Raw genomic sequence first — 26457 nt, 5'->3', positions numbered from 1 at the left:
TATTTAAATAGATATTTTAAAGTTATATTCTATACACTTAAAAATTTATCAATAACTGTTTGGCTTAATTCACTTGTACGGCCACTTGCAACAATTCCTCCCCTTTGCATCGCGTAATATCTACTTGCCTGCCTAACAAAGTGTAAGTGCTGTTCAACTAATAAAACTCCGATACCAGTTTCTTTAATTATGAGATTTATAGCGTTTTCAATATCTAATACTATATTTGGTTGAATTCCTTCAGTAGGTTCGTCTAGTAACAATAATTTTGGTTTACCTAATAGTGCTCTCGCAATTGCAAGTTGTTGTTGTTGCCCTCCACTCAGATCTCCTCCTTTTCTTGATAGAAAGTCTTTTAAAATAGGAAATAAATCATAGATACTTGAATCAATATTTTTATTTTTAGATAAGCCTCCAGGAAGCGATTCCATTCCCAACATTAAGTTTTCTTCAACAGTCAGATAAGGTATTATTTCTCTTCCTTGAGGAACATATGCCATTCCTTTTCTAGCTCTTTGATGTGGCGCCTTTCTATTTATATTTTCTCCAATAAAGTTTATTTCTCCTTTCTTTGCCCTTAATAGCCCTATTAATGATTTTAATAAAGTAGTTTTCCCTACTCCATTTCTACCTATTAAACAGATCATTTCTCCAGATTTAAGGTTTAAATCTACATCTCTGAGGATATGGCTTTCCCCATAATAGGTATTTAATGATTTTACTTCTAGTAGATTTTTCATTGTTATTCCTCCGGTCTTCCTAAATAAACATCAATTACCCTTTTGTCATTTTGAATAGTATCCATTGTACCTTCACATAATACTGTTCCTTGATTGAGAACTGAAACATTACTATCAAGTCTTCTTATGAATTCCATATCGTGATCTATAACAACAACAGTATTTTCTCCAGATAATGATTTTAATAAATCTGCTGTCAAATCAGTTTCTTCATCTGTAAGCCCTGCCACAGGTTCATCAACCAGCATTAAATCCGGTTTTTGACCTAGTAACATTGCTATTTCTAACCATTGTTTTTGACCATGTGATAATGCACCGGCTTTTGAATTGATTTTTTTTGATAAATTTATGACTTTCATTAAATGTTCTATTTCATCTAATTGATCATTTTTAATTTTTTTATTAATTAGATTTAAAGGACTTTTAGGAGTACTTACTGATATCTCAAGATTTTCTTTAACAGTTAGATTTTCAAATACTCTTGGGCTTTGAAATTTTCTTCCTACACCTAAACGTGCAATTTTATGTTCTTTTCTTCCTATTAATGATTTTCCTTTAAAAAAAACATCACCTTTAGTAGGTTTTACTTTACCTGTTATTACATCTAGAAATGTTGTTTTCCCCGCCCCATTTGGACCAATTACAGCTCTTAATTCTCCTGTTTTTAAGCTAAGGTTTAGATCATTTAATGCTAGAAATCCTTCAAAACTTACACTTATATTTTCTAGGCTTAATAAAGAATTAGTATTCTTATTCATTTTTTAATCCCTCCGTTTCATTTTTTATTTCTAGACTTGGGTATGTTTCGATTTTCCTTTTCAGACCAAGTTTTTGAAGCAGATTCCTTGGTCCCTCTCCTTGTACCCATCCTAAAACACCTTCTGGTAATGCTGTAACTACTAGAATAAATAATCCACCCTGAATAAACATCCAGCTTGCCGGTAAAGCTTCACTTACTAAACTTTTTGCATAATTTATTAAGACTGCTCCAAGTATTGCTCCCAATAAAGTCCCTCTTCCTCCCACTGCAACCCAAATAACCATTTCTATTGAAAATGGAACTGTCATAAATTGAGGGGATACTATTCCTGATTGAACCGTGTACAAAGCACCCGATATTCCTGCTAAACCTCCTGCTATAGAAAATATTATTGTTTTAAATAAGACAGGATTATAACCTGTGAATCTTACTCTTGGTTCGTCATCTCTGATCCCTATAAGAATATTCCCAAATCTTCCTTTTACTACCCATTTTGAAAAAAACCATGCCGCAATAACTAATAAGGCTGTAAACCAAAAAAACATTCTTTGGATTGATTCTGAACCAACCATTTGTCCAAAAAGTTGAGTTACATCAGTTTTTAATCCGTTAGTACCATTAATAAGTTTTTGTTGTCCATTAAAGAAATTAAAGAATACTAAAAGAGCAGCTTGGGTAAGTATTGAAAAATACACACCTTTTATTCTGTTTCTAAAAACAAGAAATCCAAGTATTCCTGCAACTAATGCAGGTATCACCCAAATTGCAAATAAACTAAAGATTGGAGATCTAAATGGTTCCCAGAAAAATGGTAAATTATCTACGCCATAAAGTCCAAAGAATTCTGGAATATTATTTGGAAATTCAGAAGAGCTTGTTATCTGTAGATACATTGCTGCACAGTAACCCCCAAGAGCAAAAAATATACCTTGACCAAGACTTAATAAACCAGTAAATCCCCAAATTAGATCTACACCCAAAGCAACAATAGCTAATGATAAATATCTACCAAGAAGGTTCAATCTGAAAACAGGAAGAATTGATGGAGCTGCGATAATAAAAGCAATAATGAGCACCCAAATAACAAAAGTTGTTTTTTTGCTTAGTTTTAAGTTTTTAAATTCCATTAACTCTCAACCATCCTTCCTTTCTGGGGGAATAAACCAGTAGGTTTGAATTGCAGGAATATTACTATTAACGCAAAAATCATAACTCTAGCCATACTGGTAGTTGCAAAGAAATTAATTGTATTTGATAGTGGTAGAGGCATATCAGGCCATATTGATAAAAGGCGACCAGCTCCAATTAAATCAGTCATTATTCCTATTCCAAAAGAGGCAAAAATTGTACCCAATAGGTTCCCTACACCTCCTAAAACTACAACCATAAAACACCCAACTATATAATTTCCTCCAACATTAGGCCCAACCGATCCCAAAAGAGATACAGCAACTCCTGCTACACCTGCCAATCCAGAACCAATTCCAAAAGTAAGAACATCAACTTTTTCTGTTGAAATTCCAAGACAGTCACTCATTTCTCTATTTTGAGTTACTGCTCTTATCCTCATACCCCAAGCACTTTGATTCAAAAATAAAGTTATTGCAATCACAGATATTAAAGTAATTATTATTATCATTAATCTTGTTTTTGGGAAAGCTGTTCCAAGGATTTCAACCTGACCCCTCATCCAAGCTGGAGCCGTGACATCCACATTTCTTGCACTAGCTCGACTTAATTTGCTAACTGAAGATGAAATTAAATTACCGGAGAGAACTCCCGCTAAAGCTGCAAATATCCATGAACTAAATTTTACATATTTAAAATTTATAGACTCTTTTACTTTTGATGAAAATACTGATGGTAGAAATAAACCTATTATGAGACTTATTACTAGTCCTGTCCCATAAGCTAAAGGAACACTGCGGACAAACTGTTGAAGAATAAGGCTTACTCCCCATGTTGCAAGTAAAGTTTCTAATGGACTTCCGTATAACTTTCTAATTACAGTTTTTTCTAAAAGTATTCCTACTACTCCACTGACAATAAATGCAAAAAATATAGAAACTATAACGTAAGCGTTGTAATAGGGTTTTAATAGTGGGAGTTTGAAAATTAATTGAGTTACATATGTTGTGTAAGCACCTAGCATCATTAGTTCACCATGTGCAAGATTGATTACACCCATCAAACCAAATACAATAGCTAAGCCCAAAGCTGCTACTAGTAAAACTGATCCGATCGCTATACCGTTGAATAAACTATCAAGAAGCAATTCCAATTTTAATAAGAAGAAAATTTAAGTGGATATAAGAAGAGGAGGCATTAAGCCTCCTCTTCTCTTTAGAAGTAAGCTTTGAAATTAAAGCTTATATCTTTCTCCTTTAGATGGGTCTGTCCAGTCACATGCATAACCTTTTGAACTAGGTTCAAATTGGTTCCATGCTTGTGGGTATACAACTCCATCAGTTTCTTCAAGAATCTCAAATCCACCTTCTGGCTTGATTAAACCAATTCTTACTGTTTGAGCAAGGTGATGGTTAGGCATAACCTCAACTGGTCCTTGAGGAGCATCGAATGTTTGTCCTACTAGAGCTTCTCTAACAGCACTGTTCTCAAATGTGCCTGCATCTTCAACTGCTTGTTTCCATAAATAAACCATGTTGTAAGCAGATTCCTGTGGATCGGCAACTACTCTGTCACTTCCATATAGAGCTTTAAAATCAGCTGCAAATTTCTTGGATTCAGGTGTGTCGATAGACATCATGTAGTTCCAAGCACCATAATGGCCTTCTAAGAATTCAGGCCCAATAGTACTAATTTCTTCCTCTGCAATAGAGTAGTTCATTACATAATATCCATTACTTGGAGTAATCCCAGCATCCTGAATCTGTTTAAAGAAAGCAACGTTTTGGTCACCATTAAGTGTGTTGATAATTACTCCACCACCAGATGGTGCTAATGCTTTTTTGATCTTGGAAATAATAGGAGCAACCTCAGTATTACCTAGAGGTAAATAATCTTCACCTACAACCTTTCCACCAAGTGATTTAAGTTGTTCTTTGGTAATTGTATTTGATGTCCTTGGGAAAACATAGTCTGAACCAACTAGGAAAAATGGCTTTCCAGCGGCAGGAGATCTCTTATACATAAAATCAGTAGCTGGTTCTGATTGTTGGTTTGGTGAAGCACCTGTGTAGAAAATATTGTTTGAACATTCCTGAGCTTCATACTGAATTGGGTAGTAAAGGAATGCATCTTTTGATTCATACACAGGAAGCATTGCCTTTCTACTAGCAGATGTCCATCCACCAAATACAACTGGAACACCATCCTGGTCGATTAATTTTTTAGACTTCTCAGCAAATGTTGGCCAGTCGGAAGCACCATCTTCAACGATGTAATCGATTTTGTAGCTTTTTCCACCAACGGTTACTCCGCCGGCTGCGTTTATTTCTGCTATTGCCATTTTTTCGGTATCAACAAGAGTTGATTCAGATATGGCCATTGTTCCTGAAAGGGAATGTAAGATACCAACAGTTACTGTGTCATCGAAACTTCCGGAAGTGTCTGAACCTCCTCCGCAGGAAGTAACTGAAACGGCAAGAGAGGCAGTAGCTAAACCTGCCAAAATACGCCTTGAAATTCTCATGAATTCGTTTAAATTAGGTAATTGACCCACATTGGGGGGATAAAGTAAAAGTTATAAACGAGTGGGATTTAGTTTTGTAGCATAGGTAACATTTTGTTGAATCCAATATAAAACGTCTGATTATTTTTTTGACTTTAAATGTTTGGTATTTGAGCGACTAGATACTTAATAACGTTATCAACACCACTGCCGGAACTAAGATTTGTGAAAAACCATGGTTTACCATCTCTCATCATATTTGTATCGTTTTGCATAATATTTAAATTTGCACCAACCATATCAGCTAAATCAATTTTGTTGATTAATAACAAATCAGATCTTGTAATGCCTGGACCTCCTTTCCTCGGAATTTTATCCCCAGCCGATACATCAATCACGTAAATAGATAAATCTACAAGTTCTGGACTAAAACTTGCCGCAAGATTATCTCCTCCACTTTCAACAAAAATAAAATCCAATGGATCATATTTGTTTTCAAGATCCATTACTGCATTTTTATTAAGTGAACAATCTTCTCTTATTGCAGTATGAGGACAACCACCAGTTTCTACTCCAACAATCCTCCCTTCCTCTAAAATCTTTTTCTTTATGAGAAAATTAGCATCCTCTTTTGTATAAATGTCATTAGTAACAACAGCTATTTTATATCTCTTTTTAAGAGCTATGCATAAAGTTTCAACTAATGCTGTTTTCCCTGAGCCTACTGGGCCCGCAACTCCTACTCTTAATTTGCTGCTCATAAATTAATTTCTAAAAAGTTTTGTATATAAATCATTATGGTTTTGTTGAGCCATAGATAAGCTTATATTCCCAACATAAAGATCATTGATATTACTGTCTACAATTTCTTGGGAAACTTCTGAGATTAAATCCAACAACTCAAGTTGAATAGTTTGTGCTTTTATTGAACCCATGGGTATAAGTCTTATTGCAGCACTAAGTTGATTCGCAGTCCATGCATATATAAAATTTTCGATCATTTCTAATTTATTTATTTGAAAAGAGAAGCAAGCCCAACTCCATGCCAAAGACCAAGAGATATTTTTATTTTTTTCATATAAATATTCAAATCCAAATTCTTTAGTCAATTCAAAAAGTGATTTAGCCATTTGAGTTTGTTGATCTCTTATCTCAACAGTATCTCTAAAAGACAATAGCCATTTATCTAAACTCAATAATCTTCTTCTGTTTTTATTTATATTATTAGCAATTTTTAATTCTACAAAAATATCAAAAAATTCTATTAAACATTTTGCTTCAATTCTAATTTGCCCAATTTTTAATTCATTTGTTATTAAATTCCTTATGTGGTCTGGTTCTTCTAAATTCTTAATTTTCAAATAACTCTCTAATCCCTCAGAATAACAAAAACCTCCTACAGGTAAACTTGGACTAATTAATAAATACTTAACTAAGTGATTTTTTTTCATGATGAAAAGCTCCTATTTCTGGAAAAAACTTTTTTTCAACTTTTGAGTAAACAACATCAAAGTTCCTAAGCAATTCCTCAATTATGTAATCACTTTTAGTAAATAAGATATTTTCATTAATCTCAATTTCCACATGTCTATTTCCAAGGTGATAAGCAACTTTTATAAGCTCTATGCTCGTTTTAGCAGTAATTTTTATTAAATTTTCTTTTTGCGCAATGATTTGTACAAAGAGTTTTTTTTGATTTGTTAGAAGGATATCACCATCATTCAATTTCCCCTCTCTTGGTAATTGTAATTGAAGTTCTTGATTACAATCTGATTTTCTTTTTCCCCTGAAGACTCTTCTTTGATCAGAACTTAGTGTAAGGTTTAAAAAATTACCCTCATGGCAATTTTGCTTAATCCAATCAGTTACAACAATTTCTTTTTTATTGCTCATAACAAAATATTTTTAGTAACTTAAATAGAGTAATCAAGAAAACAATTATGGCTAAATCTTCTTGGGAAGGTAATTGTTTCTTAAATTTTTTTAATAATAAATCAAGTTCTGGGAAAGACGATAAAACAATCTTTAAATCTAAATTTACATCTCCCTATAAATTACTAAAATGCAGTTATGACCAAGAGGGCAGATGTATTTTACCTATACTTCATACTGCAGGAGGACTTGTCGGTGGGGATTTGCTTGAATTTGAAGCAAATATCGGAATTAATTCGAAAGTTTTACTAACCACCTCTTCAGCTCAGAAAGTATATGGATCAGTTGGTAGATCAAAAATTAATCCTGAAGGGACTTTTTCCTCGCAGAAAACAAAGATAAGTATTCTTGATAATTCTCATTTAGAGTACCTCCCACAAGAAACCATTGTTTTTGCAAACGGATTATATTCTCAGGAATTTAATATAAAGATTTCGGATAACTCTAGTTTTTTATTTACAGATTTAATAAGACTTGGAAGATCTTCTGCAGGCGAATCAATTGAGAGCGGCGTTTTTAGATCAAAATTAGAGATTATGAGGAATGGAAATTTATGTGATGATTGGGAATTTGTAGATCAAATTGAATTAACTAAATTTAGTTTTGAAGCTAAAAGTGGAATGGATTTTAAGCCAGTTTTTGGTTCTTTAATTTGGATATGTGAAAAAGAATTTCCCATAACAAAAATAAGTTACTTAAAAGAAAAAATAAAAATAATTTTTAAAGAAAATAATAATTATTTGTCTTTAGGAACTTTAGAAAATGGATTATCAATAAGATTCTTAGGTACTTCATCACAAGATGCAAGAAAATGTTTTTTTTCTATTTGGACACAAATAAGAACTGTTTGTGGGTTTTGTAAGCCAGAATATCAAGGTGTATGGCCTTTGCAAGATCTTTAAATTACTAATTATGTTCATTTAGAACTTTTTTAAAGACAATTTTTAGATTAATTTTTATTTATGCATCTTTCACCTCAAGAAAAAGATAAATTATTAATTTTTTCAGCTGCACAACTAGCTGAAAGAAGACTTAATAGGGGTCTAAAACTTAATTATCCGGAAACAGTCGCTTTCTTAAGCTTTCAAGTTTTAGAGGGTGCAAGAGATGGCAAAAGTGTTAGTCAATTAATGTCTGAAGGGACAACTTGGCTTAGTAAAAAACAAGTAATGGATGGCATCTCTGAAATGGTCGATGAAGTTCAAGTTGAGGCTGTCTTTCCAGATGGTACTAAATTGGTAACTATTCACAATCCTATTAATTAACTATGGAATATTTAATACCAGGAGAAATAATTACTGAAGATGGTGATATTGAATTAAATTCTGGTAAAAATGCGAAGACTTTAACTGTTTCTAATACTGGGGATAGACCTATTCAAGTTGGATCTCATTATCATTTTTTCGAAACTAATAAAGCTTTAATTTTTACAAGAGAAATTACGCTTGGTATGCGTCTAGATATTCCTGCAGGAACTGCTATTAGATTTGAACCTGGAGATACTACAGAAGTAAAACTGATACCTTATTCAGGTTATAGAAATGCCTTCGGTTTTAATGCTTTAATTAATGGTCCTTTAGATTCTTAAATATTATGTCCTATAAAATTAATCGAAAAACTTATGCTCAAACATATGGACCTACAAAGGGAGATAGAGTAAGACTTGCAGATACAGAATTAATAATTGAAGTAGAAAAGGATTTTACAACTTATGGAGATGAAGTTAAATTTGGAGGGGGTAAGGTTATCAGAGATGGGATGGGCCAGTCTCAAGTAACCAGAGAGGATGGAGCTGTTGATACAGTAATAACAAATGCCTTAATAGTCGATTGGTGGGGAATAGTAAAAGCTGATGTCGGATTGAAAGATGGAAAAATTTATGAAATTGGTAAAGCTGGAAATCCAGATATACAAGATAATATAAATATTATTATTGGCTCTTCTACTGAAGTAATAGCTGGTGAAGGACATATTCTTACTGCAGGATCTATTGATACACATATACATTTTATTTGTCCTCAACAAATAGAAACTGCATTAGCTTCTGGCGTGACAACTATGTTAGGAGGTGGAACAGGGCCAGCTACCGGAACAAATGCTACCACCTGCACTCCAGGTGCTTTTCATATATCTCGTATGATTCAATCTGCCGAAGCATTTCCTGTTAATTTAGGTTTTTTTGGGAAGGGAAATTCATCTAATGAGACAAATCTTTTTGAACAAGTAAATGCTGGGGCCTGCGGTTTAAAATTACATGAAGACTGGGGTACAACCCCATCAACGATAAATTCATGTCTTAATGTTGCAGATACTCTAGACGTTCAAGTATGTATTCATACTGATACTTTGAATGAAGCAGGGTTTGTTGAAGACACTATAGCTGCCATTGCAGGTAGAACTATTCATACTTTTCATACCGAAGGAGCAGGGGGTGGCCATGCTCCAGATATTATTAAAATTTGTGGAGAAAATAATGTCTTACCAAGTAGTACTAATCCCACGAGGCCTTACACCAAAAATACTCTTGAAGAACATCTTGACATGTTAATGGTTTGTCATCATTTAGATTCAAAAATTCCAGAAGATATTGCATTTGCAGAGTCAAGAATTAGGAGGGAGACAATAGCTGCGGAGGATATTTTGCATGATATTGGAGCTTTTTCAATTATTGCAAGTGATTCACAAGCTATGGGACGAGTTGGAGAAGTAATAACAAGAACTTTTCAAACCGCGCATAAAATGAAAGTGCAAAGAGGTCCTTTACCTGAAGATTCTGATAGAAATGATAACTATAGAGTTAAAAGATATATCTCTAAAGTTACTATTAATCCAGCTATTGCTCATGGAATTAATAGGTTTGTTGGTTCTATAGAAAAGGGTAAAATAGCAGATTTGGTTTTGTGGAAACCTTCATTTTTTGGTGTTAAGCCAGAACTAGTTGTCAAAGGAGGTTCTATAGTTTGGTCTCAGATGGGTGATGCAAATGCTTCAATTCCAACGCCAGGACCTGTTCATGGTAGACCTATGTTTGCGAATTATGGACAATCACTTTTAAAAAGTTCGTTTACTTTTTTGAGTAAAAATGCAATCGAGCTTGATATTCCTAACAAACTTTCTTTACAAAAAAATTGTTTGGCTGTAGAAAACACAAGATCAATTAATAAATTAGATCTAAAATTGAATAATAAATTACCAAATATCACAGTTGATCCACAAACTTATGAAGTATTCGCTGATGGAGTATTACTTTCTTGTGAACCTCTTGAAGAAGTACCGATGGCTCAAAAATATTTTTTACTTTAATAGTTATTAATTAATTCTTTTTTAGTTGTATTTATTTCTTTAGATCCTGCATTTGCTAAATCTTCTTGAAGCTTATCCTCACATGAAAGAACTCTTGACCAACTAGGAAGTTGTTGAGTTGTTGGATTTGCTAAGTAACCTTGAGTGGCAGGTCTTAATAATTTTGCAAATTTTTGAACAGACAATTCCTCTTCATGTCTGTCATATGGAAGCTTATTAACTGCAGAATCTAGTCCAAATTGTTTAACTCTATCTTCTCCTACTCTTTTATAAAGAACTTCAAGTGTAGATAATTGAGTGCTTGTTAGAGTCTGAGCTTGATGTTCCATAAGTCCTCTTAAGACACTAGATAGAATTTCTGTGCACATCTTTTGAAGACCTTCCTTGGAAGATAATCCTATAGTTTTATGTTTATGATCAAATAATCCAAGGTCTACTTGAGCTATTTTTGAAGTTCTGACATTCCTATAAACCTCTGATAGAAGACCTATCTCTAATCCCCAATCACATGGAATTCTTAAATTCATAGCTAAATCTTTTGTAAATGCAAATTCACCAGCTAGAGGATATCTAAAGGATTGTAAATACTGCAAAAATGGTCCATTGCCAACTAACTGCTCCAAACTTGCCAATAAAGGACCTACAAATAATCTCGTTGCTCTTCCTTGTAATTGATTTGTTTCTAGGGATAATCGACTGTAGAAGGCTTTTACATAGGAAATTCCATATGATTCATCTAACAAGGGAAGAATCATTCTTGATGGATATAAAGGGGTGAATGTTCTTATGTCTGCATCAAATAAAGCAACTACGTCAGATTGTCTTGTAGCAACCCCTATTCCTTGCCATACGGCCCATCCTTTTCCTGGAGTTCCAAGAAGTTCTAATCCATTTTTTTCTTGATTTTTTAATAGTTCAATTACAGATGGAGAATTTGTCCATTGAATATGAACAGGGAATGGCATTGAATCAAAAAATGACTTTGCAGACTTTACTTGATCTGCAGTCTTTGCAGATAGAGCAATAACTAATTCATTTAATCCGGTAAGATTTTTTAAAACTTCTTTAATGTCTTTTAGCGCTGGGCGTTCAAATTCTTCATATAGACACGGAATTAATATTGCTGTAGATCTTTTCTTAAGACGTTTATTTAATTCTCTAAGTAGATCCTTAGTGACACCATATTCATGTATTGTTGTGATTAATCCTTGTTGAAAGTCCATTTTCTATTTGATGTGCAGAATAGTGTTAATACTTCGATGATTTCTTCAAAGTGACGCAAATTGATTCAAAGAAAAAATTTGATAGATTAAGGCTTTGTAAATTGCTAGAAACAATTTATAAGGAGCATACTACTGAAGAGCTTAACTTAATTTGTAATCAATTATTGCAGATTTTAGATAATTTCTCAGAGAAATCTCGTTATGAAGAAATAAGTGAAGATAAAAAGTGGGATGAATCTTTTGCTGTTTTAATAACCTATGCCGATGGGGTTTATAAAAAAGGAGAAACTACACTTGTAACGCTTCGAGAATTACTAAGTAAAAATTTTGGGAGTTTATCAAAAGTAGTTCATATTCTTCCATTTCTTAAATCAACTAGTGATGGTGGTTTTGCTGTGTCAAGTCATACGTCTTTAGAAGAAAAATTTGGTAGTTGGGAGGATTTAAAAAGTATCTCTAATAAACATTATTTAATGGCTGATTTAGTTTTAAATCATGTTTCTTCATCTCATCCATGGGTTCAGCAATTTATTAAATGTCAAGAACCCGGATTATCTAATGTCTTTTCTCCTTCACAAGATCTTGACTGGAAAAATGTTATCAGACCAAGAAGTTCATCTTTATTCTCCCAAATAAATACAGACGATGGACAAAAACAAGTTTGGACAACTTTTGGTCCAGATCAAATTGATTTGAATTGGCTTAATCCCAAAATGACAATAGAGTTTCTTAACTTGATTATTACTTATTTATCAAATGGTATTAAATGGTTAAGACTTGACGCTGTAGGTTTTATTTGGAAGGAGCCTGGTACAACTTGTTTGCATTTATCAAAAGCACATTCAATAGTAAAAATTTTAAGAATACTTTTAAATGACCTTCTTAAGGATGGCGTATTAATTACTGAAACTAATGTTCCACAGAAGGAAAACCTCTCTTATTTATTACCAGAAGATGAGGCGGACATGGCTTATAATTTCCCTCTGCCACCTCTTCTTTTAGAAGCAATAATTAGTTCAAGAGCAGATATTTTAAATGCATGGATTTGTGATTGGCCAGAGTTACCCAAAACTACAACGCTATTTAATTTCACTGCTTCTCATGATGGGGTGGGATTAAGGGCTTTAGAGGGTCTAATGAATGAACAAAGAATTAAAGATTTATTGATTAATTGTGAGAAAAGAGGGGGTCTAGTAAGTCATAGAAGGTTATCGAACGGAGAAGATAAACCTTATGAACTAAATATTAGTTGGTGGAGCGCTATGGAAGATCCTGGTAGGGATTCAAATCGTTATCAATATGAAAGGTTTTTGTTAACTCAATTACTTGTTATGTCACTAAAAGGCGTTCCTGCTTTTTATCTACCAGCATTGCTAGCTTCAGAAAATGATATAAAAAGTTTTTCAATGACAGGTCAAAGAAGAGATTTGAATAGAGAAAAATTTAAGTCAGAGAAACTAGCAGCTGTTTTTAATAATCCTGAATCTAACGCTAATAAAAATCTTAAATACCTCCGACATGCAATGGATGTTAGAGCCAAATTACCCCAATTCCATCCTCAATCGCATATGGAATGTTTATCTAAAAATAGAGCTGATATTGTTGCATTAAAAAGAGGTATTGGTTCAAAAGCTGTTTTCACAATTCATAATATGACCGAAAATAAAATTAATTACAGGTTTATTGATTATGAATTTAATAAATTGATTAAAAATGATTTAAATATGCAGGATTATCTTACATCTAATAAATATAATTCTAATAATATTGAACTTGATCCCTTTCAAGTTATTTGGCTTGGTTTTTGATTGATGATTGATTTTTCTTCCTTATGGGTCGTTAGTGATGTTGATGGAACATTAATGGATCATTCTTATGATTTAACTCCAGCAAAAGAAACTATAAAATTACTTCAGGAATTATCTATACCAGTAATATTATGTACCAGTAAAACCGCTGCTGAGGTTAAGGTTATTAGAAAGGAACTTAATTTAACTGATCCATATATTGTTGAAAATGGTGCGGCCATACATGGTGAAACATTAAAGAGAGTTAATGGGGAGATTATTCTTGGAGAAAAATACGAAATACTTGAAAATATTTTAATTAGTATTTCTAATGAAATTAATTATAATTTACAACCACTCAATAATATTTCCGACCAAGAGGCAACAGAACTAACTGGATTAAAAGGCCACTCTCTTGATTTAATGAGAGATAGACACTGGAGTATGCCATTCTTAAATCCTCCAGAAAACAAAGAAGAAGAAATTAATATTTGTTGTAAAAGATTTGGTGTAGAAATTTTCAGAGGCAACAGGATGAGCCATATGTTGTCAATTAATTCAAACAAGGGTAAAGCAATAAATGCACTCAAGAACTATTCAAATAATCCAAATATTAAAATTATTGGTCTAGGAGATTCTCCTAATGATTTACCTTTATTATTAAATTCAGATTACAAAATTGTAATTCCTGGTCCTGGGGGACCAAATTTAAAATTAATAGAGAAATTAAACGAATATAGCTTTACCTTAGCGACTGATCCAAATGGTTATGGTTGGAAAAGTGAAATAAATAAGTTAATAAATAATTTAGTATTAAATAAACGATGAATGATTTAAATATTGAATTTCCATTGGATGATTTTGAAGAATTAATTTCTCAAATTGGCTGGAGTTCTTTGGATGAATGGTTTATTTTTTGGAATCTTAAGAAAGAGATGCTTTCAATTAATAATTTTTGGGATGATAATGTAAAAGATGATTGGATTTGGGGATTGGCTTTACCCCTTTTATCTCAAGCATATAAATTGAATAAAAAATCTCCCGATAGAAAAATTATTGGAATATCCGCTTTACCTGGTACAGGGAAAACTACTTTAGGTAAATGGTTGGAAAGTATATCTTTAAAATTAAAATTTAAGTTATCTGTTATTTCTATTGATGATTTTTATCTACCTTCTGAAGAAATGGAATTTGCTATTAAAAATAATCCATGGAATGTATCCCGAGGTTTTCCTGGCAGTCACTCGATTGATTTAATGAAAGAGAAATTACTTAAATGGAAAACTGATGGGCAATTAAATGTACCTGTTTTTGATAAATCATTAAGAAAAGGTCTTGGTGATAGAGCTCATTGGAGGGAAGAATCTCCTGATTTGCTGATAATTGAAGGATGGTTTTTAGGTGTAAAACCTTTATCTATAGATTTGGATAATTCTGAAAAATTTTCACCTCCATTAAGTGTTTTTGAATCTTCTTACAGAAATAAAATACAAAATAATTTAGATCAATATTTAGACATTTGGAATATGATTGATCAAATTTGGCATTTAAAACCTTTGAAATTTGAATATTTGAACGAATGGAAATCTAATCAAGAAAAAAGTATGCACTTTAAAAGTGGAAGTTCTCTTAAAGGTGATAATTTGAGTAATTTTCTTCGAATGTTAAATGTTTCAATACCACATAAAAGTTTTGACGATATCAACTCGGATGTTTTATTGATGATAAATCAAGAAAGAAAGTTAGTTAGGGTAGGATTAAATCAACAAATTTCTAAATAATTTTTTATTTAGTTGCTTTTTATACATTTTAAATCATTTTATTTAGTGTTTAATTAGAGTCAATTAAAATTTCTTTATATGGTTGAGTTTTCTTATAAAAATGAAGGCTCCAGAATGGTCGTTTTGAGATGTATAGGTCCTTCTAACTTTTTTTTAGAAAGAGTGCTATTTCCGACGGATATTTTATCTTTTACGGCTCCTAACGATTCTAGAGTTGAAATTTGGGGTAATGAATTATATGGTCCTAAACTAGAAGAAAGGATAAGAATTTCTTCTGAAAATGAAGATGCAACTCTAGTTGCCTAACTTTATTGATTTTTAATTGTCTTCGAGTCAGAATTTTTAGCGATCTAGGTTATTTTTATTGATATAATTGATATAAATTTGATTTTTATAATGATCCAATTTGCTTCTTTTGCCATAGGAGGATTTGTACCTTCAGCCGCTATTGCCGGTGTTCTTGTTTTGATAGGTCTTGGAGCATTTTTTTATCTGGGATTGAAAGGACCTACAGATTATTAATATAAAAATATTAAATATACCTATTTAAGATGGATCTTACTGTAGTACTTTTTATAATTAGTATGCCTTTCGTATTACTAACAGCCTATTTTGGGACAAAAAATGATTTTTACGAAAGTGAAAATTATAAAGGTGACGGTTGTGCTCACGATGTGAAAAGATAATTTTATTTAATGTTTCCGCTATATATACAAGTCCATTTATTATCAAATTGCCAGACAGGAATATAAATTTCTTTAGAAATTTTATTCCCAGCTTTTTCACATGTTTCCATATCTTTCATTGGAATAGTATGCAAAGATGGGCTTGTTATTCCACTTACCTCAGGTCTGCCTCCTGGTCCTTGTCTGTAAGTTCCAATCACTAGCCAATAATTTGCTTTTACATAATCAGGAAAAATAAAAAGACTTACGAAGACTAATATTTTAAAAACAAATTTTTTCATAATATTAATACCTTAGCTTTTCTTCTGATAATGTAAATTGTATTATTTTTAATTGATATTATTATTGGAAATATTTTGAATATAAACTATTGGAATTTTTTAAGTATATTTTTTATGGAATAATTCAAGGTTTAACAGAGTTTATTCCTATAAGTAGTACTGCTCATTTAAAAATCATATCTCTATTATTTGGAATGGATGATCCTGGTTCCTCAGTTTCTGCAATTATACAAATTGGAAGTGTTTTTGCAATATTTTGGTATTTTAGGAAAAGTATTTCTAATTACAAAAATACAAACTCTAGAAAACCAAGTTATTCATTTTTGTTTAATAAATTAAATAAATCTATCTTTATAGGTACAATTCCAATTGTTTTTATTGGTGTAATTATAAAGCTATTTGTTCCAGGATTCTCTGATTCATTTTTACGTTCAAATCTTTCAATAGCTTTAGTGTCTATATTAATGTCTTTAATAATGCTTTTTGCAGATATTTCTACTAAGAAATCAATTAATTTAAACAATCATAAATATCCAAACAACTTATATATAGGAATTGCTCAAGCCTTTGCAATTGTTCCTGGAGTATCTCGTTCAGGAGCCACTATTTCTATGGCTCTTTTATCTGGATGGAATAGAAAAGATGCAGCTAAATTTTCATTCCTTCTTGGTATTCCTTCAATCTCGTTAGCAGCTTTTGTTGAGTTTTTTAGTGCAGTAAATCAATTTTCAACATTTCCATTCCTTCCTCTTTTTGCTGGATTAATTACAGCTTTCTTCTCTTCTCTATTAGCCATCAATTTTTTAATAAAGTATGTTTCCTCTCATGGACTCAAAATATTTGTTTATTATCGTTTAATATTCGGAATCTTGATTCTTTTCAATTTATAGGAATTTAAATTAAATCAAATCAACATTTCTATGTTAGTGTTTTTTAAATAATATTTTACGGATGATTTTTTTTTTATCATATCAACTAGGAGAGGTTGAAGTTTCAAATCTTACAATCATTATATGTACAATTTTTTCTTCATTTACTTTTATGGCTGTTGGAATAAGTTCTTATAAGTTGTACAAATCACTAATAAACAAAGACGATACTGAATCTTAATCGGAACGGCGGGATTTGAACCCACGACCCCCACTACCCCAAAGTGGTGCGCTACCAAGCTGCGCTACGCCCCGTATTTTTACTATAAATATAAAAGGCTTTTAATTGTTAATATCTATAGGATTATTGTTAGATCTCAATACACATTTATCGATGTCCCAATTAAAATTATCCCATGTTTTTGTTGGAAGTTTGTAATTACAGTTATTGAAACTTCCTAACTTTACTTTTGTAGGAGATGCAGAACAATATTGTCTACTACCTTCTACTGCTAAATACTGCTGATGATATTCTTCAGCGTAATAATAAGTGTCAATTTTTTTAATCTCTGTTTCTATGATTCCTAAATTGTTTTTATAAAGTTCTTTTTGGAAAGCTTCTTTACTTGAGTAAATTTTGTCTTTATTAATGTCGTTCTTATAGTAAATTGTTGATCTATATTGTGTTCCCATATCATTACCTTGCCTATTTTTTTGAGTTGGATTATGACATTCCCAGAACATTTTTAATAAATCACTAATATCTATTTCATTAACATTCCAAACAACCCTAACGACTTCTGCATGACCTGTAATACCAGAGCAGACTTCATAGTAAGTAGGGTTATTCTTTTCTCCACCGGCATAACCAACGGAAGTTGTAATAACTCCTGGAAGTTTCCAAAAACATTTTTCTGCACCCCAAAAACATCCACAACCAAATATTATTTCATCCTCTTGAGATTTTGGTTCCTGTTTTATATCAGTATTTAATATTCTGTGGAGGAAATTTGTTTCCTTTGCTGAAACTGATTCATTATTTGTCATAAGTTTTTTAAGAAATTCAAACATCTTTAGGTATGCATTTAATTAATACTCTTTTTCAACTAACTATTTTATTGGTAGCTATTTCTCTCTCCCAAAGATTTTTATATAGTCCATTTGTTGTAATCAAATCTTTATGGATCCCTTCTTGCACAATTTTACCTTGGTCCATTACTAGTACCCTATCACATGTTGCTGCCACAGATAATTGATGACTAATCATCAATATGGTTTTACTTTTGTTTGCTCTCATTTCCTCGATAATTTTCGCGGCAGTTTTATTATCTACACTCGCCAACGCATCATCAAGTACCACTACAGAAGCATCAACTAAAAGTGCTCTTCCTAATGCTGTTCTTTGGCGTTGACCACCACTCAGTGTAATACCTCTTTCACCTACAATTGTTTTAAAACCATCTGGAAAACTATTAATATCATCTATCAATCCTGCGTTTACTGCACTATTTTTTACTACATTTCTTGAAGCTTTTGGATCTCCAAATTTTAAATTTTCAGAAATTGTAGATGTAAATAAGAATGCTTCTTGAGGAACTATAGCAATGTGTTTTCTTAAATCTCTTAATTTAATATTCGTAATATCAATATCATCTAAAAATAATTGTCCATCGGGTATTTCAATAGTTCTACCTAATGATTTAGCTAATGTTGTTTTTCCACAGCCTACTGGACCAACTATCGCAATAAGTTCTCCAGGATTAATTTTGAAATTTAATCTATTTAAGGAGTTAAATTTTGCACCCTCGTATTTTATTTTTAAATTCTTTGCCTCAATTGTACCTTTAACTTTTTTCTTTATGAATTTAGCTTTTGGTTTATCAGTAATTTTTGGATTGTTCTGAAATATCTCTTCAACTCTATCTAGACTTACTTGTCCTAATTGAAAAGTATTTAATGTAAATCCTAATAGAGCTGTTGGAAATACAAGTCTTTCAACAAATAATATCAATGCAACTAGTCCACCAATTGTGATAAATCCGTTTTCTAGTTGAGAGGTCCCTAGACCTAAAAGTATCAATAATGAAATTGAAGAAATACCTTGCAATAGTGGGAATAATGTACTTGCTGTTCTTGCGAGCTTTATAGCTGAATTGCGATAAACCTTATTGTAATTATTAAATTGTTTCTTTTCAGCTTCCTCTTGTGCATAAATTTTTATAGCGCTTATCCCTGATAAATCTTCTTGTATCAAATCACTTAGTTTGGAAAGTGATTCTTGTTGAATTTTTCTTTGACTTACCATTCTTCCTCCAAACAAACTAACTATTACTAATATCATTGGAAATATCATTAATGCAGCTACTGTCAATGTTTTATTAATCGATAACATTGAAGGAATTGTTAGAGAATAAGCTAGAACGATATTACATAAACTTAAAACTGTGAAACCTAAGAGTCTTCTAATGTTTTCTACATCACTAGTAGCTCTACTGATAATATCTCCACTACCTTTTTTTTGTATCCAATCAGGGTCTTGAATTAGTAAATGGTCAAATAATTTTTGACGAAGATTTACTTCAACTTTTCTTCCTATACCAAATACAATTTGCCTTGAAAATAATCTTATAAGACCCATGCATGTTGCTAGAAACATGAGAAATAATGATTTTGATATAACGAAACTAGAGGAAAATCCATCTTTGAGTTGATCAATTATGTTTTTAACTTCTAAAGGTATCAGAATGCTCAAAATATTCACTACTAGGAGAGCTATCCCACCATATAAAAATTCTTTTTTGTAAGGTTTTAAATACTTAAATATGACTTTTAATTTAAGATTCTTCATTTAAAAATTCCCATATGATTAAGATAATGTTTCATTTTCGAATATGTGAGCTAGTTTTATAAATGATTTCTTTTTTATTATGAGCAATGAACAAACTCATCCTCTCCATGCAACTGATAAAAAAATTATAGACTCTCTTATATCAAAAGATATGCCTGAAGATTTTGACTTGATTAATTTAGCTAGATTAATTAATAGATATGATGATTTTCCTGGTGAAATTGAGATCAAAGAGGATATTGAAAAAACACTAAAATTTTGGAAAATAACAAAGGACAATCTTTTTGAAAAGACTAAGAAATTATGGTCAAATAATTTTAGACCTTCAAATACGAATAAAGATTTAGTTGGTTCCGGTTTTGATACTTCTAATTGAGCTACTAACTTTAAATCCACTAAAGATAAATGTCTATTATTAAAACAAATTCTGAAATCCTAAACCAGTTACTATATGGGCAAGATCTTGATGCTGAGACATCAAATACTTTGATGAAAAGATGGCTAAATGATGAAATATTGGAGGTTCAAACAGGTGCTTTTTTGAGTGCATTGAGAGCTAAAGGAGCTACAGGAACTGAATTATCATCTATGGCAGATGTACTCTTAAATGCTTGTAAATTACCTGTCGAACGACCCAATTTGTTTATGGTTGATACTTGTGGAACTGGGGGGGATGGTGCTAATACTTTTAATATTTCTACTGCTGTTGCTTTTGTCGCATCATCATGTGGTGTAAATATTGCAAAACACGGAAATAAAAGTGCTAGTGGAAAAGTTGGCTCGGCAGATGTTTTGTTAAATCTTGGGATTAATTTAAATTCCACTTTAGAAAAGGTTATTTCTTCAATAGATCAAATTGGGATAACTTTCTTATTTGCTCCCGTTTGGCATAAATCATTAATTAAACTAGCTCCTTTGAGAAAGGCTCTTGGCATAAGAACTGTTTTTAACCAACTAGGTCCATTAGTAAATCCTTTAAGACCTAATGCTCAAGTTTTAGGGGTTGCTTCTGATGAATTACTTAATCCTATGGCTTCAGCTTTGAGCAGAATGGAAATGGATAGAGCAATCGTTGTTCATGGCTATGGTGGTCTAGATGAGGCTTCGTTAGAAGGAGATAATAAAATAATATTTGTAGATAAAGGTGAGCTTAAACATTCAAAAATAAATGTCTCTGACTTTAATTATCAAAACACTTCAAATAAAGATTTAATCGTATCAAATGATGACTCTTATGAAGACATATTAAAATCTGTTTTGAATGGTTCAGGTCAAAAGGCTCATTTGGATGTAGTCGCTTTAAATACAGCATTAGTACTCTGGGTTGCAGGAATTGAAGATGATATTGAAAAGGGATTTAAAAAAGCTTTGTTCTCTATGAGTAAAGCAGAGCCTTGGAATAAATTTTTACTTTTGAAAAACTACCTTGAATCATAATAAATTTAATTAATGAATCATCTTTTTAAGAAAAATGCAAAACTTGTTTTGAGTAATGGGATTACTTTTACTGGTTATTCATTTGGTGCGATGGGTTCAACTGTTGGTGAAATTGTTTTTAATACTGGTATGACTGGTTATCAGGAAGTAATCTCTGACCCAAGTTATTTTGGCCAGATCATTACATTTACTTATCCTGAGATTGGAAATACAGGAATTAATTTCGAAGATTCAGAATCAGATAATTCTGTCAGAGGTATTATTGTGCGTAATTTTTCAAATAATAATAGTAATTGGAGATCTAAATTAAACTTTAATCAGTGGCTAATTGAAAAAAATATTATTGGACTTTATGGAATTGATACAAGAGCTCTTGTTAAAATTTTAAGATCGAATGGTTCCATGAATGGAGTTATCACTAGTGAAAAAAATGATTTAGATAGTTGTCTTGAAATTATTTCTAATACTCCCAATATGCAAGGTTTGAATTTGGCCAAAGATGTTTCAACAAAGAAAAATTATATTTTTAAAGCAACTACAATGACTGATTTTGATGTAAGAGAAAAAATCCACAAAAATATAAATAAATTCAGAGTTGTTGCGATTGATTTTGGTATTAAAAAATCAATTCTCAATAGATTAGCTTCACATGGATGTGAAATTTTGGTTTTGCCTTCAAATTCTTCTTTTGAAGATGTTTTAAGTCATGATCCTGATGGAATATTTTTCTCAAATGGTCCAGGGGATCCTTCATCTGTACTTGATGGAATTAATTTAGCTAAATTACTAATTAATTATGGGAAAATTCCTATGTTTGGGATCTGCCTCGGTCATCAAATATTTGGTTTGGCATTAGGCGGAAAAACTTATAAATTACCTTTTGGACATCGTGGATTAAATCATCCTTGTGGCATGAATAATAATAATATTGAAATTACAAGTCAGAATCATGGTTTTGCTATAGATCCAAATTCTTTGTCCACTGAATTAGTTGAAATAACCCACTTGAATCTTAATGATAAAACTGTTGCCGGATTGAAACTTATAAATAAGCCTATATTTAGTGTTCAATATCATCCAGAAGCAAGTCCTGGGCCTCATGATTCAGATTATTTATTTGAAAAATTTGTTTCTCTAATGTTAGAAAGATGTTGACATATTGATTCTTTTTGATTTGATAATTACATTTAGTAAATTAATTTTTTTGGGAGGGATTTAACCATAGAAGATTTCCAAAAGTTAACTGTTTCTTTAAGAGGCAACATTGAAATAAAGGCAAATATAATTGTTTTTACTTTAAAAGGGCAATTAGACGCATTTTCTGAAAAACAATTTAAAACTTTTATTACCAATACCCTTAAAAAAGAAGTTCTTTCATTTGTAATTGATTTAAGTAAAATAGATTTCCTTGATTCATCCGGTTTAGGTGCCCTTGTTCAAACTTCCAAGGAATGCAAAAAACTTAAACTAAGGTTTTCTGTAGTTGGAAATTCTAGAGTTGCTCAAACTATAAAACTAGTAAGATTAGCAGACTTTCTTAATTTGAAAGCTACTCTTCAAGAAGCCTTGGTCTATTTGAAGCATTGAATTATTGGATACAAAATCTTGCTCCTGATGGTTCTCCTGATGAGATAGGTGTTATTCAACTTGCTTGGCTAGGGGATTCTGTCTGGGAGTTACATCAAAGATTACGCCATATTCATATTCCATTAAAATCAAGAGATCTTCATCTTTCAGTTGTTAATGAAGTAAAAGCTCAAGCTCAATCAAAAGCATTAGATGAAATTGAACATTTATTAAATTCATTTGAAATTAATTTAATAAGACGAGCTAGAAATAAAACAAAGCGATTTCCAAAATCTTCAGATCCTGCTATCTATTCAAGAGCAACAGGTTTTGAAGCTTTAGTTGGTTGGTTATTTCTAAAAGACCCTAAAAGATTGTCTAAATTTTTTGAATACCTAGAGTGTAAATAAGCTATAAGATTTATGAAAAACTTTACTAAAAATAATTATTCAACAAAAAGGAATGATACAGAAAATAGAAGATCACAATCAAAAAATAATTTTAAAAAAGGAAATGATTTAAATACAAGAGACGATTCTAATAGAAGAGACAATTCTAATAGAAGAGACAATTCTAATAGAAGAGACAATTCTAATAAAAGAGACAATTCTAATAGAAGAGACGATTTAAATAGGAGAGACGATTTTAATAGAAGAGATAATTTTAAAAGGCGAGATGATTCTAAAAGAAGAGATAATTTTAAAAGCCGAGACGATTTAAATAGGAGATACGATTTTAATAGAAGAGATAATTTTAAAAGAAGAGATGATTCTAATAGAAGAGACGATTTTAAAAGAAGAGACGATTACGAAAGAAAAGGCGCTATTAAAAGTAACGAATACAGCTACTTGAAATCAAAAGAAAAACCTAGAAATAGTTTTAATCAATCACAAACGAGATTTTCCTCTAACGCTCAACAAACTGAAAATTATTCTGAAAACAGTTCAAAAAAATTTCAATTGAGTCCAAATGAAAGAAATTATGAAGACTGGATTTGGGGTAAGCATTCTGTTTTTGCTGCTTTAAATAGTGAAAGACCAATCAATAGAATTTGGTGTACTTCTGAAATTTTTTCTTCAGAAAAATTTTACCTATTATTAAAAGACCTTAAGTCAAAAGGTGTTTTAATAGAAGAGGTGCCTTGGTCTAGACTCTCACAACTAACATCCGGAGCCGTTCATCAAGGTGTTGCTTTACAACATGCTTCTACCGAGTCAATATCTTTAGAAAAATTAATTGATATATCGAAAAGTAAATCCTCTAATCCTATTATTGTTGCATTGGATGGCGTGACAGATCCTCACAACTTTGGTGCAATTATTAGATCAGCAGAAGCTTTTGATTGCAAAGGTATTATTGTTCCACAAAGAAGATCTGCAGGTTTAACTGGAACTGTTGCAAAAGTTGCGGCTGGAGCACTAGAGCATATACCTGTAAGCAGAGTAGTAAATCTAAATAGAGCTATTGATGAATTAAAGAAAAAGGGGTTTATCATTATTGGTTTGTCTGGAGATGGTCAAGTTCCCATTTCAGAATTTAAGGAAAAAGCTCCTGTTGTTGTAATAGTTGGAGCAGAAAATAAAGGAATCTCTTTGCTAGTCCAAAAAAAATGTGATTATTTACTTAAAATTCCTCTTAAAGGTAAAACTTCCAGCTTGAATGCATCCGTAGCCGCTGCTATTTCCTTGTGTTATCTATCAAATAATTAATTTAATTATCTAGTAAATATCATTATTTCGATATATATTTATTTAATTAATCAAAATTACTTGAATAAATAGTAAGAAATTGTATAGAATTTAACAAGAATTTATGGTCTTTAAAAGAAGGCCAAGAAAATTGATTAGAAATTTAGGTAACAAACTTGGTTTAGCTTGGTGGGCAAAAGTTGAAACTGGAACCCCTTCAGTAACTTATTGGTATGGTCCATTTCTTACAAAACGAGGTCTTAACGAAAATCTAGAAAAATTTCTTACTGATCTTTCAGACGAGGGTTCAAAAGATATTAAACACAAAATTGTTAGATGTAATAAAGAAGAACCATTAACTGTTTGATAACTAATTCTATTTAATTTTTCGATTTTGATATGAACTTTAATTCTTTTAGAAAGGAAATATATAGTGGGAATGCTTCAGTTAAAGAATTAGTAAACGAATTCTTTTTAAAAATTGATTCATTAAATCCAAAAATAAATGCATATACTTGTTTAACAAAAAAAATTGCTAATTCTCAATCTGAAAATATTGATAAATTAATTACTAATAATCAAAAACTTCCTTCGCTTGCGGGTATACCGATTGCGATCAAAGATAATATTTGTACGAAGGGAGTTGTTACCTCTTGTTCAAGTAAAATGCTTAAAGACTTTGTTTCTCCATACGAGTCTTCTGCCTCAGGTAAATTATGGTCATTAGGCGGTATTTGTTTAGGAAAAACTAATTTAGATGAATTTGCAATGGGTAGTTCGACTGAGACTTCCGTATTTGGTACGACATCAAATCCATGGGATGTAAATAGAGTACCTGGGGGAAGTTCTGGTGGTAGTGCCGCTTCAGTAGCAGCTGGTTTATGCTTAGCCGCTATTGGTTCAGATACTGGAGGCTCCATAAGGCAGCCAGCATCTTTTTGTGGAGTTGTAGGCCTAAAACCCACATACGGAAGAGTAAGCAGATGGGGGCTAATTGCATTTGCAAGTTCTCTTGATCAAATAGGTCCAATTACAAATACTGTGTCTGATGCTGCTGAGATCCTTTATTCAATTTCTGGGAAGGATAATCTTGATTCAACATGTCTTGACAAACCAGTCCCTAATTACTTGTCAGATCTAGATAAATCTATTAAAGGTATTAAAATAGGCATTATCGAAGAATGTTTTGACCATCCAGGACTTGATCCTGAAGTTAAGGAATCAGTTTTATCTAGTGTTGAGAGATTCAGATCTTTGGGTGCTGAAATTCACGACATAAAGTGTCCAAGATTTAATGATGGTATAGCAACTTATTATGTTATTGCTCCATGTGAGGCTTCAGCTAATTTAGCAAGATATGATGGGGTTAAATACGGATACAGATCAGAAGGTGAGTCTAATTTATTAGAAATGATATGTAAGAGTAGAGCTGAAGGATTTGGGGATGAAGTACAAAGACGAATTTTGATTGGTACCTATGCTTTGTCTGCAGGGTATAGTGATGCTTATTACAAGAAAGCTCAAAGAGTAAGGACTTTAATTAGAAGTGACTTTGATAATGCTTTTAATGAAGTTGATGTTTTATTGACCCCCACATGTCCTACAACTGCATTCTTAAAAGGTGATTTTGTAAATGACCCTTTATCAATGTATTTGTCTGATCTTTTAACTGTTCCAGTAAATCTTGCTGGACTCCCAGCTATCAGCATCCCATGTGGATTTGATAAAAAGGGCTTACCTATCGGTCTTCAATTAATCGGAAATGTTTTGGAGGAGCATCGAATATTGAATGTTGCTAATATATTTGAAAAAGATGCTGAAGTAATGAATACTAAACCTAATATTGAAATTTGAATTAATAATTAATTTGTATTAGTAAAATATAGAATTTTTTAAAATATTCTCTATCTTGTAAATATAAATTA

31 protein-coding genes and 1 tRNA gene are annotated in these 26457 nt (G+C 31.7%); 19 read left to right on the top strand and 13 right to left on the bottom strand.

What is annotated here, in order from left to right; translation table 11 throughout:
- Positions 1–29: 29 nt before the first annotated feature.
- From urtE to ureE, 8 genes are all read right to left on the bottom strand, one after another.
- Complete coding sequence (gene urtE, locus TX50_RS05180) at positions 30–740, bottom strand: urea ABC transporter ATP-binding subunit UrtE (protein WP_011132607.1); 711 nt, start codon at positions 738–740, stop codon at positions 30–32.
- A gap of 2 nt (positions 741–742) precedes the next feature.
- Positions 743–1498 carry an urea ABC transporter ATP-binding protein UrtD gene (gene urtD, locus TX50_RS05175; RefSeq protein WP_011132606.1) on the bottom strand — a complete coding sequence of 252 codons (756 nt, stop codon included), beginning with the start codon at positions 1496–1498 and terminating at the stop codon, positions 743–745.
- Complete coding sequence (gene urtC / locus TX50_RS05170; protein ID WP_011132605.1) at positions 1491–2627, bottom strand: urea ABC transporter permease subunit UrtC; 1137 nt, start codon at positions 2625–2627, stop codon at positions 1491–1493. The genes urtD and urtC overlap by 8 nt, the downstream gene beginning before the upstream one ends.
- Complete coding sequence (locus TX50_RS05165; RefSeq protein WP_011132604.1) at positions 2627–3781, bottom strand: ABC transporter permease subunit; 1155 nt, start codon at positions 3779–3781, stop codon at positions 2627–2629. The genes urtC and TX50_RS05165 overlap by 1 nt, the downstream gene beginning before the upstream one ends.
- Before the next feature lie 81 nt (positions 3782–3862).
- Complete coding sequence (gene urtA, locus TX50_RS05160; RefSeq protein ID WP_036930312.1) at positions 3863–5152, bottom strand: urea ABC transporter substrate-binding protein; 1290 nt, start codon at positions 5150–5152, stop codon at positions 3863–3865.
- A 134-nt stretch (positions 5153–5286) separates the two neighbouring features.
- Positions 5287–5892: an urease accessory protein UreG gene (ureG, locus tag TX50_RS05155; protein ID WP_011132602.1), complete on the bottom strand. Its 606-nt coding sequence runs from the start codon at positions 5890–5892 to the stop codon at positions 5287–5289.
- A 3-nt stretch (positions 5893–5895) separates the two neighbouring features.
- Positions 5896–6582: an urease accessory protein UreF gene (locus TX50_RS05150; protein WP_011132601.1), complete on the bottom strand. Its 687-nt coding sequence runs from the start codon at positions 6580–6582 to the stop codon at positions 5896–5898.
- The gene (ureE, locus tag TX50_RS05145) at positions 6560–7024 is read right to left on the bottom strand and encodes an urease accessory protein UreE (protein WP_011132600.1); all 465 of its coding nucleotides are present in this window, start codon (positions 7022–7024) and stop codon (positions 6560–6562) included. The genes TX50_RS05150 and ureE overlap by 23 nt, the downstream gene beginning before the upstream one ends.
- Positions 7025–7071: 47 nt before the next feature.
- On the opposite strand from ureE, the gene TX50_RS05140 reads away from it, so the two are divergent.
- Genes TX50_RS05140 through ureC form a run of 4 tightly spaced genes read left to right on the top strand, consistent with a single transcriptional unit; the run spans position 7072 to position 10366 of the window.
- Positions 7072–7965 (top strand): urease accessory protein UreD, encoded by an 894-nt coding sequence (locus tag TX50_RS05140; RefSeq protein WP_011132599.1) that lies wholly within the window; start codon positions 7072–7074, stop codon positions 7963–7965.
- A 60-nt stretch (positions 7966–8025) separates the two neighbouring features.
- Positions 8026–8328, top strand: coding sequence for an urease subunit gamma (locus tag TX50_RS05135; protein WP_011132598.1), 303 nt, complete (start codon positions 8026–8028; stop codon positions 8326–8328).
- A 2-nt stretch (positions 8329–8330) separates the two neighbouring features.
- Complete coding sequence (locus TX50_RS05130) at positions 8331–8651, top strand: urease subunit beta (RefSeq protein WP_011132597.1); 321 nt, start codon at positions 8331–8333, stop codon at positions 8649–8651.
- Positions 8652–8656: 5 nt separating this feature from the next.
- Complete coding sequence (gene ureC / locus TX50_RS05125) at positions 8657–10366, top strand: urease subunit alpha (protein ID WP_011132596.1); 1710 nt, start codon at positions 8657–8659, stop codon at positions 10364–10366.
- On the opposite strand, the gene TX50_RS05120 is transcribed toward ureC, so the two are convergent.
- Positions 10363–11589 (bottom strand): glycosyl transferase, encoded by a 1227-nt coding sequence (locus TX50_RS05120; RefSeq protein WP_011132595.1) that lies wholly within the window; start codon positions 11587–11589, stop codon positions 10363–10365. The two genes, ureC and TX50_RS05120, sit on opposite strands and share 4 nt — an antisense overlap.
- Before the next feature lie 50 nt (positions 11590–11639).
- Here TX50_RS05120 and TX50_RS05115 point away from each other — a divergent pair, with 50 nt between their 5' ends.
- The 5 genes from TX50_RS05115 to TX50_RS09935 all read left to right on the top strand — a co-directional run bounded on the left by TX50_RS05115 (position 11640) and on the right by TX50_RS09935 (position 15679).
- Positions 11640–13397, top strand: a complete 1758-nt coding sequence (locus TX50_RS05115; protein WP_011132594.1) for a sugar phosphorylase — start codon at positions 11640–11642, stop codon at positions 13395–13397.
- A gap of 3 nt (positions 13398–13400) precedes the next feature.
- Positions 13401–14204: a mannosyl-3-phosphoglycerate phosphatase-related protein YedP gene (gene yedP, locus TX50_RS05110; RefSeq protein WP_011132593.1), complete on the top strand. Its 804-nt coding sequence runs from the start codon at positions 13401–13403 to the stop codon at positions 14202–14204.
- Positions 14201–15157: a kinase gene (locus TX50_RS05105; RefSeq protein WP_011132592.1), complete on the top strand. Its 957-nt coding sequence runs from the start codon at positions 14201–14203 to the stop codon at positions 15155–15157. Before yedP ends, TX50_RS05105 begins: the two co-directional genes overlap by 4 nt.
- A 78-nt stretch (positions 15158–15235) precedes the next feature.
- Positions 15236–15463, top strand: coding sequence for a DUF1830 domain-containing protein (locus TX50_RS05100; RefSeq protein ID WP_011132591.1), 228 nt, complete (start codon positions 15236–15238; stop codon positions 15461–15463).
- A gap of 90 nt (positions 15464–15553) precedes the next feature.
- Positions 15554–15679, top strand: a complete 126-nt coding sequence (locus tag TX50_RS09935) for a hypothetical protein (RefSeq protein WP_268741249.1) — start codon at positions 15554–15556, stop codon at positions 15677–15679.
- 166 nt (positions 15680–15845) lie between these two features.
- On the opposite strand, the gene TX50_RS05095 is transcribed toward TX50_RS09935, so the two are convergent.
- Positions 15846–16124 (bottom strand): hypothetical protein, encoded by a 279-nt coding sequence (locus tag TX50_RS05095; protein WP_011132590.1) that lies wholly within the window; start codon positions 16122–16124, stop codon positions 15846–15848.
- An 89-nt stretch (positions 16125–16213) separates the two neighbouring features.
- On the opposite strand from TX50_RS05095, the gene TX50_RS05090 reads away from it, so the two are divergent.
- Both TX50_RS05090 and TX50_RS09710 read left to right on the top strand, forming a co-directional pair.
- Positions 16214–17014 (top strand): undecaprenyl-diphosphate phosphatase, encoded by an 801-nt coding sequence (locus TX50_RS05090; RefSeq protein WP_011132589.1) that lies wholly within the window; start codon positions 16214–16216, stop codon positions 17012–17014.
- Positions 17015–17075: 61 nt separating this feature from the next.
- Positions 17076–17234, top strand: coding sequence for a hypothetical protein (locus TX50_RS09710; protein ID WP_173028005.1), 159 nt, complete (start codon positions 17076–17078; stop codon positions 17232–17234).
- Here the strand turns inward: TX50_RS09710 and TX50_RS05085 are convergent.
- The 3 genes from TX50_RS05085 to TX50_RS05075 form a co-directional block, all read right to left on the bottom strand.
- A tRNA-Pro gene (locus TX50_RS05085) sits at positions 17235–17308 on the bottom strand.
- Between the two features lie 27 nt (positions 17309–17335).
- A complete protein-coding gene (gene msrA / locus TX50_RS05080; protein WP_011132588.1) occupies positions 17336–18064 on the bottom strand; it encodes a peptide-methionine (S)-S-oxide reductase MsrA in 729 nt (242 codons plus the stop codon).
- 31 nt (positions 18065–18095) lie between these two features.
- Positions 18096–19841 (bottom strand): ABC transporter ATP-binding protein, encoded by a 1746-nt coding sequence (locus TX50_RS05075; RefSeq protein WP_011132587.1) that lies wholly within the window; start codon positions 19839–19841, stop codon positions 18096–18098.
- A gap of 79 nt (positions 19842–19920) precedes the next feature.
- Here TX50_RS05075 and TX50_RS05070 point away from each other — a divergent pair, with 79 nt between their 5' ends.
- From TX50_RS05070 to gatA, 8 genes are all read left to right on the top strand, one after another.
- Positions 19921–20217 (top strand): DUF3288 family protein, encoded by a 297-nt coding sequence (locus TX50_RS05070; RefSeq protein ID WP_011132586.1) that lies wholly within the window; start codon positions 19921–19923, stop codon positions 20215–20217.
- A 29-nt stretch (positions 20218–20246) separates the two neighbouring features.
- Positions 20247–21278 (top strand): anthranilate phosphoribosyltransferase, encoded by a 1032-nt coding sequence (gene trpD, locus TX50_RS05065; protein WP_011132585.1) that lies wholly within the window; start codon positions 20247–20249, stop codon positions 21276–21278.
- Between the two features lie 12 nt (positions 21279–21290).
- Entirely contained in the window at positions 21291–22433 is a 1143-nt protein-coding gene (carA, locus tag TX50_RS05060) for a glutamine-hydrolyzing carbamoyl-phosphate synthase small subunit (protein WP_011132584.1), read from the top strand.
- Positions 22434–22472: 39 nt separating this feature from the next.
- A complete protein-coding gene (locus TX50_RS09300; RefSeq protein ID WP_011132583.1) occupies positions 22473–22865 on the top strand; it encodes an STAS domain-containing protein in 393 nt (130 codons plus the stop codon).
- Complete coding sequence (locus tag TX50_RS05055) at positions 22862–23254, top strand: ribonuclease III domain-containing protein (protein ID WP_011132582.1); 393 nt, start codon at positions 22862–22864, stop codon at positions 23252–23254. The genes TX50_RS09300 and TX50_RS05055 overlap by 4 nt, the downstream gene beginning before the upstream one ends.
- Before the next feature lie 12 nt (positions 23255–23266).
- Complete coding sequence (gene rlmB, locus TX50_RS05050) at positions 23267–24553, top strand: 23S rRNA (guanosine(2251)-2'-O)-methyltransferase RlmB (RefSeq protein ID WP_011132581.1); 1287 nt, start codon at positions 23267–23269, stop codon at positions 24551–24553.
- A gap of 130 nt (positions 24554–24683) precedes the next feature.
- Positions 24684–24899, top strand: a complete 216-nt coding sequence (locus TX50_RS05045; RefSeq protein ID WP_036930465.1) for a DUF1816 domain-containing protein — start codon at positions 24684–24686, stop codon at positions 24897–24899.
- Between the two features lie 32 nt (positions 24900–24931).
- Positions 24932–26386, top strand: coding sequence for an Asp-tRNA(Asn)/Glu-tRNA(Gln) amidotransferase subunit GatA (gene gatA / locus TX50_RS05040; protein WP_011132579.1), 1455 nt, complete (start codon positions 24932–24934; stop codon positions 26384–26386).
- Positions 26387–26457 lie beyond the last annotated feature (71 nt).

It is taken from the genome of Prochlorococcus marinus subsp. pastoris str. CCMP1986, assembly GCF_000011465.1.
Classification (GTDB): domain Bacteria; phylum Cyanobacteriota; class Cyanobacteriia; order PCC-6307; family Cyanobiaceae; genus Prochlorococcus_A; species Prochlorococcus_A pastoris.
The sequence above is the reverse complement of the archived record's forward strand: the minus strand, read 5'-3'. Positions and strand labels throughout refer to the sequence as shown.